Below are 12,984 nucleotides of genomic sequence, written 5' to 3'. Positions count from 1 at the left end.
CCCGGGCGTTTTATGTCGGACGATAAACGCGCACATTGGCATGCCCCTCGCTAAGCAGGTGGTGGGCATGCAAACGGCTCATGACGCCTTTGTCGCAATACAGCAAGTATTGGCGCGCGTCATCCAGCTCTTTGAAACGGCTGTTGAGGGCATAGAAGGGCAGCGTTTGCACCTCAATACCGGCCAACTCGAGCGGCTGCTCTTCGGCATTATCCGGATGACGGATGTCGATCACCACATGACCGCTCAACGCTTCATTAACTTCCTCGACCTGAACGTCTTTGCCGAGCTCATCGATCACTTTGTCGATGGGCAACAAGGTCGCGCACTCCAAGGCGCGCTCAAGCACGGCCATATCGAAATGGCTCTCTTCATGCTCGACGCGCAGCTTCTTCGCCTTGGTGGTCGGGTTGACTGAAATCACCCCGCAGTACTCCGGCATGTGCTTGGCGAACTCGGCAGTGCCGATCTGCGTGGCAGTGTCGATGATGTCTTGCTTGTGGGTGGCTAAGAGCGGACGCAGCACCAGCATCTCGGTAGCCGAGTCGATCACCGCAAGGTTCGGCAGCGTTTGACTGGAGACCTGAGAAATCGCCTCACCGGTGACCAGCGCATCAATCTGTAAGCGCTCGGCCATGCGCGTGGAGGCGCGCAGCATCATGCGCTTGAGGATAACGCCCATGTGGCTGTTATCGACCTTGCCGAGAATTTCGCCCAGCACCTCTTCAAACGGCACGCTAACAAAGAGTACGCGCTGCGAGCTGCCGTATTTCTGCCAGAGGTAGTGCGCCACTTCCATTACGCCCAGCTCGTGAGCGCGGCCGCCGAGGTTGAAGAAGCAAAAATGGGTGACCAAGCCACGACGCATCATTTGGTAGGCGGCGACGGTGGAGTCGAAACCACCACTCATCAATACCAGGGTCTGTTCCAGTGAGCCCAGCGGATAACCGCCCAGGCCTTCGTGCTGGTGATGAATAACAAACAGGCGCTGGTCGCGGATTTCCATCCGCACAATCACTTCTGGGTCTTTCAGTGAGATGCCGGCCGCACCGCACTGCTGGCGCAACTGGCTGCCAACATAGCGCTCAACATCCATGGAGCTGAACGCGTGCTTGCCGGCGCGCTTGCAGCGCACGGAGAAGACCTTGCCCGGCAATTGATCGGCAAAATGCAGCTTGCACTTGGCCAGCACATCGTCGAAATCACCCAAGGGGTACTCATCGACTTGCAGGAAATGGACAATGCCCGGCGTACAGCTCAAACGCTCGATCATCGCCTGCAGGGTTTTCGCCTCACTGACCTGAGTCTCGACTTCCAAGTTGTCCCACACGCCGCTGACTTGCAGCTGTGGATCGAACTCACGCAAAACCGAGCGAATGTTCTTCGCTAGCTGCCGGATAAAGTGCTTACGCACTGGCCGGCTCTTGATGGTGATTTCGGGGAAGACTTTAACAATCAGTTTCATGAAAACAGTAAGCGCCGAGGCCGCGAAAAAACAGGGGCGCGGATTATAGCGGAAATTGCTCACGCTTTGATCAAAAATCCTCACACCACCAAAACGCGCACCATTTAAGTGCCCATCGCAAATATCGCGCACCATAATGAAGCAAATATTTATCACAGAGCACTGCGCAGCCCCCGCCAGCCCTGAGTTTCACGGCTTGCACCCATTGCTGTGCACTGGCATGCAATTTGCTCCCTTGTGAGGCAGGACGCTCCGGAGGACTATGCCGCCGGGCCGCACCATACTATTGAGGGCTCACCATTCCGAGCCTTAGCCACCTGGAGGACAGCATGTCGAAGTCGATTCAACTTATTAAAGAGCACGACGTGAAGTGGGTAGACCTGCGCTTCACTGACATTCGCGGCAAGCAGCACCACATCAGCATGCCCGCTCGCGACGCGCTGGACGAAGACTTCTTCGAAGTCGGCAAAATGTTCGACGGCTCCTCCATCGAAGGCTGGAAAGGCATCGAAGCCTCCGACATGATCCTGCTGCCGGATGACAGCTCCGCTGTACTGGACCCGTTCACCGAAGAGCCAACCCTGATCCTGGTTTGCGACGTGATTGAGCCGTCGACCATGCAAGGCTACGAGCGCGACCCACGCGCCATCGCCAAGCGCGCCGAAGAGTTCCTGAAAACCACCGGCATCGGTGACACCGTATTTGTTGGCCCAGAGCCAGAGTTTTTCATCTTCGACTCCGTTAAGTACAAGTCGGACATGTCTGGCTCGATGTTCAAGATTTTCTCCGAACAGGCCTCGTGGAACAGCGACGCTGACACCGAAGGCCGCCAGGGCAACAATGGCCACCGCATCGGCGTGAAAGGCGGCTACCTGCCGACTCCACCAGCCGACTCGGATCACGAAATCCGTACCGCCATGTGCAACGCTCTGGAAGAAATGGGCCAGATCGTTGAAGTGCATCACCACGAAGTAGCTGCTGGCCAGAACGAAATCGGGGTTAAGTTCAACACCCTGGTTGCCAAAGCCGACGAAGTGCAGACCCTCAAGTACTGCGTACACAACGTCGCCGAAGCCTACGGTCGCACCGCTACCTTTATGCCGAAGCCGCTGTATGGCGACAACGGCTCGGGCATGCACGTACACATGTCCATCGCCAAAGACGGTAAGAACACCTTCGCCGGTGAAGGCTATGCCGGCTTGTCCGATACCGCCCTGTACTTCGTTGGCGGCATCATCAAGCACGGTAAGGCGCTGAACGCCCTGACCAACCCAGCCACCAACTCCTACAAGCGTCTGGTGCCTGGCTTCGAAGCGCCGGTCATGCTGGCTTACTCGGCACGCAACCGCTCAGCCTCGATCCGTATTCCTTACGTCGCCAGCCCACGAGGCCGTCGTATCGAAGCACGCTTCCCGGATCCAGCAGCCAACCCGTACCTGTGCTTCGCGGCACTGCTGATGGCCGGCATCGACGGCATCCAGAACAAGATCCACCCTGGCGATGCTGCCGATAAGAACCTCTACGACCTGCCTCCAGAAGAGTCCAAGCTGATCCCGCAAGTGTGCGGCAGCCTGAAAGAAGCGCTGGAAGCACTGGAAGCCGACCACGACTTCCTGCTCAAGGGCGACGTGTTCACCAAGGACTTCTTGGAATCCTTCACCGAGCTGAAATCGGAAGAAGAAGTTAAGGTTCGCACCTTCGTACACCCACTGGAATACGACCTGTACTACAGCGTCTAAACCAGCAAGCAGTACAAAAGGCCACCTTCGGGTGGCCTTTTTGCGTTTAATGGCCGCTGCGTGAGAACCCAACAGCACCGTTTAACCCGATGTTTTCTGCGCTGGCACACGCCCGTTCATCAACACGCTTGCCAGAGCGCCCGACCAGTGCAAGGCTTAGCGCACATTAATCGGGAGAGTCAGGCATGCGCCCTTTACTCATCTGCCTGTTGCTGAGCCTGGCGTTGCCAGCCAGTGCACAGATCTACAAATACACCGACGCCAATGGCAACACGGTATTCACCGACCAGCCGCCGGAAGGCCAGGCAACCCAGGATGTCCAGCTACCGGCAACCAATAGCGTGTCGATGCCGGTACCTACTAGTAGCGCGCCGACTGCATCGACCTCCGACCCAGCCGGCAACGCAGCGCCCTACAGCACCTTGCAACTAACCGGCATTCCCGATGATGAAGCGATGCGCTCCAACAACGGCACGTTCAGCATCGGCGTTGATATCCAGCCGCGCCTGGCTAACAACCACCGCCTGCGCTTGTTGCTAGATGGTAAGCCCCACGGCTCACCGAGCAATGTACCGCGCCTGCAAGTGAGCAATGCTGATCGCGGTGAGCACAGCGTGGCCGTGGAGGTACTTAACGGCGAACAGTCGATCCAGCAGAGCGCCACCACCACCTTTACCGTGCAGCGGGTCAATACCAGCAGCCCCGCCTTGCGACCAAAACCAACACCCAAGCCAGCCACCTGACCTATGCGCCATTTGCTGTTCTGCTGCCTGATGCTACTTGCCCTGCCCACCCTAGGGCAGGTCTACACCTACATAGACGCTGAAGGGAATCGCGTCTTCACGGACAAGCCTCAGTCCGGCAATGCCGAACGTGTCGAGCTAGCGCCCAGCAACTCGATGCCCGCCATCCAGACCCAAGCCGCTCCTGCTGCAGAGGCGCCGCCGGAGCCCGGTCAGCGCTACAGCCTGTTGCGCATTCTGGTGCCACAACCCGACGCCAGCATTCGCGACAGCGCCGGCAACCTGATTGTCAGCATCAATAGCGAGCCTAAACTCTTCCCTCAGCACAGCTATCGCCTGCTATTGGACGGCAAACAAGTCGGCGAAGTCGGTAGCAGCCCCGTTTTTCCGCTGGAAAATATCGACCGCGGCACCCATCAACTGGCGGTAGAAGTTATCGACCAACAAGGCCGTATTATCGAGCGCACGCCTAACCAGCCGTTCCATATGTTGCGAATATCCCTGGCGCAAAAGCGCATGGTTACCCCGTGCAAAAAAGTCGATTACGGCGTACGCCCAGAATGTCCGCTCAAAGACAAACCACCAGAAAAGAAAGACATCCCCTTCGTGCCTTTTATCTAGCCCGGCACAAAGCACCAATTCGGTGCACTTATTCTCACGTATTTCTATACTCTCCCTGTTTTGGGTCGCCATGCGCGACCCGGCTGCGCTGCAAAGCAGCTAATTCCCGGCATCCCACGGCCAAACACGCTTCTTTTCGGGGCTTTGGTTTGCTTCTTGCATTTTCCAGCTGCATTGCTGGAACCCAAGGGTCTGCTGACATCCCACTATGATCATCAACGACGCGCTGCACCGCCTGCTGCTGGACAACCTGACCACCGCCACCTTGCTGCTCAATGACAACCTGCGTCTTGAGTACATGAACCCGGCAGCGGAGATGCTCCTGGCCGTCAGCGGTCAACGCAGCCATGGGCAATTCATCAGCGAACTGTTTACCGAATCCAGCGAAGCACTGAGCGCACTGCGCCAGGCCGTGCAGCAGGCACACCCGTTCAACAAACGCGAAGCAGTACTGACCTCGGTCAACGGCCAAACCCTGACCGTCGACTATGCCGTGACCCCGGTACTCAGTCGTGGGCAAACCCACCTGCTGTTAGAGGTGCACCCGCGCGACCGTCTGCTGCGCATCACCAAGGAAGAGGCGCAGCTGTCCAAGCAGGAAACCACCAAGATTCTGGTGCGCGGCCTGGCTCATGAGATCAAGAACCCACTCGGCGGCATTCGCGGCGCCGCACAGCTGCTGGCGCGCGAACTGCCCGAGGAAAGCCTCAAGGATTACACCAACGTGATCATCGAGGAGGCCGACCGCCTGCGTAACCTGGTGGACCGTATGCTCGGCTCAAACAAACTGCCGTCCCTGGCACTGACCAACGTGCACGAAGTACTGGAGCGCGTCGGTAGCCTGGTGGAAGCGGAAAGCCAAGGCAGCATCACCTTGGTGCGCGATTACGACCCGAGCATCCCGGACGTGCTGATCGATCGCGAGCAAATGATCCAGGCTGTGCTCAATATTGTGCGCAATGCCATGCAAGCCATCGGCTCGCAAAATGATCTGCGCCTGGGCCGCATCACCCTGCGCACCCGCGCCTTGCGCCAGTTCACCATCGGCCATTGCCGCCATCGCCTGGTGACCAAGATCGAGATCATCGATAACGGCCCCGGCATTCCGGCTGAACTGCAAGAAACCATCTTTTACCCCATGGTCAGCGGGCGTGCCGACGGCACCGGCCTGGGCCTGGCCATCACCCAGAACATCATCAGCCAGCACCAAGGCTTGATTGAGTGCGAAAGCCATCCTGGCCACACCGTGTTCTCGATCTTCCTGCCGCTGGAACAAGGAGTAACCTCGTCATGAGTCGCAGTGAAACCGTCTGGATTGTCGATGACGACCGCTCCATCCGCTGGGTCCTGGAAAAGGCGTTGCAGCAGGAAGGCATGACCACCCAGAGCTTCGACAGCGCCGACGGGGTGATCAGCCGCCTGAGCCGCCAACAGCCGGACGTGATCATTTCCGACATCCGCATGCCAGGGGCCAGTGGCCTGGAGTTGCTGGCACGCATTCGCGAACTGCACCCACGCTTACCCGTCATTATCATGACCGCCCACTCCGACTTGGACAGCGCAGTGGCGTCCTACCAGGGCGGCGCATTCGAATACCTGCCCAAGCCTTTCGACGTCGACGAAGCCGTCTCGCTGGTCAAGCGCGCCAATCAGCATGCTCAGGAGCAACAAGGCCTGAGCGTACCCGTCGAGCAGCCACGCACGCCGGAAATCATCGGTGAAGCGCCGGCCATGCAGGAGGTGTTCCGCGCCATTGGCCGCCTCTCGCACTCCAACATCACTGTGCTGATCAACGGCGAATCCGGTACCGGCAAAGAGCTGGTCGCTCACGCCCTGCACCGCCACAGCCCGCGCGCCGCCTCGCCGTTTATCGCCCTGAACATGGCGGCGATTCCTAAAGACTTGATGGAGTCGGAACTGTTCGGCCATGAGAAAGGCGCCTTTACTGGCGCCGCCAACCAGCGGCGCGGCCGTTTCGAGCAGGCCGACGGCGGTACGTTGTTTCTCGATGAAATCGGCGACATGCCGGCGGATACCCAGACTCGCCTGCTGCGTGTGCTGGCTGATGGCGAGTTCTACCGCGTCGGCGGCCATACGCCGGTGAAGGTCGATGTACGCATCATCGCCGCCACCCACCAAAATCTGGAAACCCTGGTGCAAGCGGGCAAGTTTCGCGAAGACCTGTTCCACCGCCTCAACGTGATTCGCATCCATATTCCTCGGCTGTCCGATCGCCGCGAGGACATTCCCACCCTCGCTCGACACTTCCTCAGCCGCGCGGCGCTGGAGCTGGCGGTTGAGCCCAAGCTGTTGAAAAGCGAAACCGAAGACTACCTGCAGCACCTGCCGTGGCCTGGTAACGTGCGCCAGCTGGAGAACACCTGCCGCTGGATCACCGTCATGGCCTCTGGCCGAGAAGTGCATGTCAGCGACCTTCCGCCCGAACTGCTCAGCCAACCTCAAGAAAACGCCCCCGCCAGCAACTGGGAACAGGGATTGCGGCAATGGGCTGATCAGGCGCTGGCGCGCGGCCAGTCAAGCCTGCTGGACACTGCAGTGCCTGCGTTCGAGCGGATCATGATCGAAACCGCCCTTAAACACACCGCCGGACGTCGCCGCGACGCCGCCGTATTACTGGGCTGGGGCCGCAACACCCTGACGCGCAAAATCAAAGAACTGGGCATGAACGTCGACAGCAGCGATGACGAGGATGGCGACGACTAACGCACTGCGCGCCACTCACAATAAAAAACGGGCCCTATGGGCCCGTTTTTTCATGCGGCAAACACCCTGAAAAATGCGCCAGAGCAATGCACCCGATCAACTTGATGCACAGCAGCAGTTCACGCGTGCACCCTGAACATTGCCAAAACACACTTAACCCGCTCTAAGGCCCAGCATTTACAGCGCATTCAGCCAGCGTAATAAAACTGGCACACAGCCTGCATAGACTCAAGTAATCCAGTTTTGGGGACCTTGGTACAGGCAGGCCGGGGAATCCCCTCTTTTATTGCTCCACCAGGCTGACCACCAGCCGCCAGCGCCCGTCCACGTTCTCAGCGCGCCACTCGCCGCGCAGTGGACGGGCCGCCACCACCCTCAGCAACAGATCCTTGCGCTCACGCTGCAAACGCCAATTGGCCAACCGCCCCTGCACCTTCAGCTGGCCTTGTTGTTCGCGGCCAAAGCTCTGCAGACGCAAGATAAATACACCCCCCACATGCTCTTCACGCGGCACCGGCTCGACGTTGAACCACAGTTCAAGGCCTTGCTCGCGCACCTCTACCTGCTCGAGCCAGAGTGGGTCCGGCTGAAACAACCGACCGATCATCAAACCGATCAAAAACCCAAACAGTGCCAACGAACCAATTACCCGCACCCACGGACGGGGTCGCGGGTCTGTAGAATACTGCTCGCCTTCAAGCTCGGAGCCGCGCATGTTTCACGTCATCCTTTTTCAACCGGAAATCCCGCCCAATACCGGCAACATTATCAGGCTCTGCGCTAACAGCGGCTGCCACTTGCACCTGATCGAGCCTTTGGGCTTTGATCTGGATGACAAACGCCTACGCCGCGCCGGGCTGGATTATCACGAATATGCCACCTTGCAGCGCTACCCCGACCTTGCCAGCTGCCTGGAGAGCCTCGGCCAACCGCGGGTATTTGCCTTTACCACCAAGGGCACGCAACTGTTCCATCAGGTGCGCTACCAGCCGGGCGATGCGTTCCTGTTCGGCCCAGAAAGCCGGGGCTTGCCACAGGAAGTCCGCGACAGCCTGCCCGCCGAGCAGCGCCTGCTACTACCCATGCGCCCCGGCTGTCGCAGCCTAAACCTGTCTAATACCGTGGCCGTAGCGGTGTACGAAGCCTGGCGCCAGCATGATTTCGCCATGGATCAAACGGCAGCCATCACGCCGTAGCAATAGCGCACTGGTTTTTCCACACACAAAAAGGCCACCCCATCAGGTGGCCTTTTTGTGTGTTAACGGTAGAGTTCGCGGCGAAAGATCAAGGGTACAGCCCCTTTGTAAATGCCAAAACTGGCCAGCCCCACAGCAGCCTGACGCGTCGTCCCGTTCCACGGGTAATGCAACCAGTTGGGGGCACTGGCAAAACGCACTTGCACCGACCCATCGTTACCACTGCCTGGGGCACTCAGCTGCACGCGGCCCACGCCGGCAACTGGCGCAACCAGACTCGGCGAGGTTTCCGTGGCGCCCAGGTTGCCGGTGTAGTTAAACAGCTCGGGCGTACCCAGCACGCTGCTGGTGGTGCAGGTATCCAGGCCCTCAGCTTGAAAACTTCCGCCAGCGATGTTTTGCCAGGTCTCCAGTGCCACGGGCAGGCTTAGGCTTTGCAGCTCGGAGCCATGGGCGTTGCCGATACGCAGGCGACCCAAGCGTACTTCACTACCCGGTAGATCCGTGAAGTCGAAACTGTAGTCGGTGCAGGCACCGCCAGTCCCATGACACGCGCCATCAACATCGGTCAGCACAGCCGCCGTAAAGCGCTGCTTGAGCTTGGCCATAAATGGATAATCATCGCTGCTGGGGAACAGTGCCGCTTGGTAGACCAGCTGCTCGCCGGACCAACTGTAGGTGCGCCGACCGTCACCATCACCGGCACCGGCGACACTCAGGCTGGCACTCCCCTGGCTGAGCAGACGCGCATCCAGCCCGGCGATACCTGTGAACGAGCTGTAGCTACCGACAGCGGGTGCTGCCAACTTCCAGAATGCACCGCGATCATAATTTGTGGTCACCCCTCCTGCGCGGTTATAGCCCGTAAGGGCAAGGCTTGGCTGGCGCCCGCTGGCGAAATCCATAGGCTGGCCTTGATAGCTGAAGGCACTGCCACAGCTCGGCGTGATACTGGCACTGCCCACTGCGCCTAAATACGCGGGGATAAACCGCCCCACCAGCGCACTGCTGCCGCCGCTGACCGTCTCGCCATCCAAATAAGCGCCCGCTGGTGGAGTGGCGATGATGTTGAATACGCCCACCTCTGAGATCGAGGTGGTTGCGGCGGTCTGCCCGCCCAGCGCGTGGGCATAATTGCTCGGCGACATCTGACCATTGGCACCACCCGCCGGGGCCTGTACGGCACTGCTAAGCAAAATGCCGGAATGGGCGAAGTTTGGCGTGGTGAGATTGCCTGTGCACAATTGCGCAGCGGTTAAGGCCTCGCCATCGACCTGCCAAGCGACAGCGCGAACGCGCAGCGGGAAGCTGTCACCGGCGCGCACACCGGGAAACAGGGTGCAGTTTTCGTCAGCACTGCTGCACGTGCTATCGGTTTGCAGGCATAACCCATAGGGCTTACTGACAAACAAATCAGCACCACTGAGGGTCAACCCTGGGTCGGCAGTGGCCGTACTGCCCGCGTAACTGGCATTAAGCGTCATCTGCCCGGCATCGTCGTAACGCACCAACAGCGGCGCGGTACCGGTTGCATCGAAGTTGAGCGCCAGACTAACCGCAGTGCCGCGCACATCACTGCCATTGACCACCACCGGCTGAGTGCCGCTGGCAGGGTTGCTGTATGCCGAGGTGAAGTTGACGTTTCGGCTTACGCTGGCGAACGCCGGCACACACTGCAATCCATTGTCTGACTTGCGCACAGCACTGATGGTGGCCCCAGTGGGCTTGGCCGCAAGCATGTTTGGCACTTGCAGCAGCAAGCCACTGTCGGCATAAGTAATCCGGCAGTTACTGCTAGAACAGACGGGCACGCTCAGCGCCTTGGTTGCCGGCGTCGAGGCTTGCACGCCAAGGGTTACCACGCTCGGCGTTGCCACGCTCAGCCGCACCTGGGCAGTGCCACCGCTGAAGTTGATAACATTGCCACCTCCCGTAGCGGGCGCCACGGCTGACCAATAGCTGGTTGGGCTCAAGGTTACGCTAACCGGCTCGGTGAACAGGCTGCTGCAACTGCTGTTGAGGCAAGCCCGAATGGTCACAGGTTGCGGGTTACAGGTCAGCGCCGTGTCGGCATAGGTGAACTCAAAATGGTCAATTTGCTGCGCTGTCGGCTTGATGGTGGTGGCACAGACCTGCAAATCATCCAACTCATGAATATTCGTCGAACCACCGGTGGAGCCCGTCAGGGACAAGTAAAAATCGGCCGGTAATGGCGCTTGGTTGTTGGCGGCCACCAGCACATTCACGGAATCCAGGTTGGGCAATACGACAAAACCACCGCCGGTATCACGCTCAACCGTGACCAGCGCCTGACTGCTAAAACGACCATCAATGGTGATGCGGTAAGTATGCCCGGGACCGGGCGTCGCACCGGCTATATCAACGCCTGGGTTGAGGTTAGCTGGGGTCCCAGCGATATAGCGGTAGCCCGAGGTATAGGGGCTTAGGCCAGAGCCGCGGATTGCCACCGAATCAAGGCGGCGGCCAGGCCCATTCGAGCCGCCTTCGGTGGAAAAGTTACCGTACTCATCAATGCCCACACCCAGCCAGCCACCGGCAAAACCGGGATTGGCCGCATTACCGCGAGTGCCGTACCCCAGAGGCCCGCCAAAGGCGCCAGGTTGTGGCGCCACCGCTGCATCGGAAAGCACCACAGCCATACCGTCGGCACCGCTGCCGCTGTAGGCGAAGTGCTTAAACTGCACTTGGATGTAGTTACCTGCGGCAGGAAACAAACGTTGCAGGGTCGAAGCCGTGGCCACGTTGCCCTGGTTGCTGGTCAGGCGCATCCGCTGATTAGTCACCGTCGGGGTAAAAGCCGTGGCACCCCGACTGGCAACGGCCCAGTTATCGCCCAGGGTTGGATTATTAAAATTGTCACTGAAACACTGCAGGCGCAGCGCGCATGCATGCCGTTCTTCATACTGCTGGGTAATCTGCGCCGGGCTAAGTGCGCTGGTGTAAATACGTAGTTCGTCTAGATCACCATCAAAGTAACGCCCTGCAAAATTCTGGTCAGACCCCAACTGCAACGGATCATTGTTGGCCACAGGGGTGCCATTGAAACTGGCCTGCCCCGCCAACACGCCATTAATGTAAATGCGCTGATCACCAGGAGCATAGCGCACCAGCACATGGCTCCATTGCCCAACGGGCACGGCAGTTGTGCTGTTGAATTGGCGGGTGTTGGAGGGCGCGGTTGTCTGCCACCACCAATTAACCGTGCCATTGGGGTTGAGATGGAACTCGTAGTTCTCATCCTTGGACACTAAGGTCATCAACCCAGAGCTGGGTAACCGGCGTGGCTTGACCCACAAACCGATTGAAAAACTGTCCTGTAGATCCAGCAGGTTGCTATCCGCGCGCTGTACATATTGATTGGACGAGGTTGTGAAGGTGCCGTAACCACAGGTTCCTTGCGCATTAACCTGAGGTCGCGCTGGCTCCGTACTCGCCGTACTGGCACCGTTACTGACAGTGCCATGCAGATCATTTCCAGAAGCATCCAACACTTCGCCGGCAGCGCCTGTCCAGCTAGCCTCGTCAAGCGACCAACTCAAGATCGGGGCAACGGTGTTGGTACATAGTCCAGCAAAGCCAGCTAGATCAATCGCCGCATTGTTATAGGTAAGCGAACTGCTACCACCCGGAGTGTTAGCGCTGCCCACCGAGGTGACTGCGCCGTTGAGGGTCAGGCCATTACCGAAGCTGATACTGCCGGTGACATACACAAAGCCATTAATCGTGACGTTGTTGCCCAGTGATAAGCTGCCGTTAACCACTAGGATCAGATCCTGCGGATTACCACCGGCATTCAGCTGACTATTGTTACCTAGCGACAGGCCACCGTTGACGAACACTCGTGTGGTGGGGCCGCCAGTGGTGGTTAGGCTCCAGCCGTTACTGGAAGTGCCTCCCCCAAAGTAGTGGTCGCCCGCACCCAAGCTGCGGTCACTGGCCCCAATAGCCGGTGAGTTCTGCCATGGCACGCCAGCCAGCGTCAGCTGATTGCTGGAGTTACCGGTGATGCTGCCAGGAAATACAGATGAGCAGGTGGCCGCCATAAGCCCAGGGCTGAGAACCGTGGACACAACTAACAACAGGCACCGAAATACGTTCATCTAACGCTCCACCGTGGCGATTAGCTGCCGATAGGCATAGTCAGAGCGCCCGCCTGGCGAGCCGTTTTGCGCGGTCGCCGTGAGACGGAATATCTGTACTGGACGACCCTCGTTATCGATGTAGCTATTGGCCGTACAGGCGACGCTTACTGAAAACTCGGCCAAAGCACTGCCCGCTTGGCTCGGGGTACCTGTTGCACAGCTGGCGGTTTTATAGGCGCGGCTAATGCCCCACTCCAATCCAGCGCGAGCAGCCTGATAAGCGCGCGCCTGCTGAATAGCCAGGCTGTTACTGCCGTGCTGAGTCGTCGACAAGCGCGACATGGCGATGACCACCATACTCATCACAATCATCACGAACATCGCCGCCACCAG

General features: G+C 58.9%; 10 protein-coding genes. 6 read left to right on the top strand and 4 right to left on the bottom strand.

All coding sequences use genetic code 11. From position 1 onward, the window contains the following. Positions 1 to 10: 10 nt before the first annotated feature. Positions 11 to 1,465 (bottom strand): tRNA uracil 4-sulfurtransferase ThiI, encoded by a 1,455-nt coding sequence (gene thiI, locus D8779_RS09535; RefSeq protein WP_136664171.1) that lies wholly within the window; start codon positions 1,463 to 1,465, stop codon positions 11 to 13. Positions 1,466 to 1,794: 329 nt separating this feature from the next. On the opposite strand from thiI, the gene glnA reads away from it, so the two are divergent. The 5 genes from glnA to ntrC all read left to right on the top strand — a co-directional run bounded on the left by glnA (position 1,795) and on the right by ntrC (position 7,292). Next, positions 1,795 to 3,204 (top strand): type I glutamate--ammonia ligase, encoded by a 1,410-nt coding sequence (gene glnA / locus D8779_RS09530; RefSeq protein WP_136664170.1) that lies wholly within the window; start codon positions 1,795 to 1,797, stop codon positions 3,202 to 3,204. A gap of 185 nt (positions 3,205 to 3,389) precedes the next feature. After that, positions 3,390 to 3,947, top strand: coding sequence for a DUF4124 domain-containing protein (locus D8779_RS09525; RefSeq protein ID WP_136664169.1), 558 nt, complete (start codon positions 3,390 to 3,392; stop codon positions 3,945 to 3,947). A gap of 3 nt (positions 3,948 to 3,950) precedes the next feature. Next, a complete protein-coding gene (locus D8779_RS09520; protein ID WP_136664168.1) occupies positions 3,951 to 4,568 on the top strand; it encodes a DUF4124 domain-containing protein in 618 nt (205 codons plus the stop codon). Positions 4,569 to 4,776: 208 nt separating this feature from the next. Beyond that, positions 4,777 to 5,862, top strand: a complete 1,086-nt coding sequence (gene glnL / locus D8779_RS09515) for a nitrogen regulation protein NR(II) (protein ID WP_136664167.1) — start codon at positions 4,777 to 4,779, stop codon at positions 5,860 to 5,862. After that, positions 5,859 to 7,292: a nitrogen regulation protein NR(I) gene (gene ntrC / locus D8779_RS09510; protein WP_136664166.1), complete on the top strand. Its 1,434-nt coding sequence runs from the start codon at positions 5,859 to 5,861 to the stop codon at positions 7,290 to 7,292. Before glnL ends, ntrC begins: the two co-directional genes overlap by 4 nt. Before the next feature lie 283 nt (positions 7,293 to 7,575). Here ntrC and D8779_RS09505 read toward each other — a convergent pair whose 3' ends face one another. Then, positions 7,576 to 8,007 (bottom strand): hypothetical protein, encoded by a 432-nt coding sequence (locus tag D8779_RS09505; RefSeq protein ID WP_136664165.1) that lies wholly within the window; start codon positions 8,005 to 8,007, stop codon positions 7,576 to 7,578. On the opposite strand from D8779_RS09505, the gene D8779_RS09500 reads away from it, so the two are divergent. Beyond that, on the top strand, positions 8,006 to 8,488 hold the full coding sequence (locus D8779_RS09500; RefSeq protein ID WP_136664164.1) for a tRNA (cytidine(34)-2'-O)-methyltransferase: 483 nt from the start codon (positions 8,006 to 8,008) through the stop codon (positions 8,486 to 8,488). The two genes, D8779_RS09505 and D8779_RS09500, sit on opposite strands and share 2 nt — an antisense overlap. Positions 8,489 to 8,550: 62 nt before the next feature. Here D8779_RS09500 and D8779_RS09495 read toward each other — a convergent pair whose 3' ends face one another. Beyond that, complete coding sequence (locus D8779_RS09495; RefSeq protein ID WP_136664163.1) at positions 8,551 to 12,609, bottom strand: DUF6701 domain-containing protein; 4,059 nt, start codon at positions 12,607 to 12,609, stop codon at positions 8,551 to 8,553. Beyond that, a complete protein-coding gene (locus D8779_RS09490; RefSeq protein WP_240789703.1) occupies positions 12,610 to 12,972 on the bottom strand; it encodes a hypothetical protein in 363 nt (120 codons plus the stop codon). Between the last annotated feature and the right edge of the window lie 12 nt (positions 12,973 to 12,984).

It is taken from the genome of Pseudomonas leptonychotis (assembly GCF_004920405.1).
GTDB classification, from domain to species: domain Bacteria; phylum Pseudomonadota; class Gammaproteobacteria; order Pseudomonadales; family Pseudomonadaceae; genus Aquipseudomonas; species Aquipseudomonas leptonychotis.
This window is presented reverse-complemented; position numbering and strand designations above follow the sequence as displayed.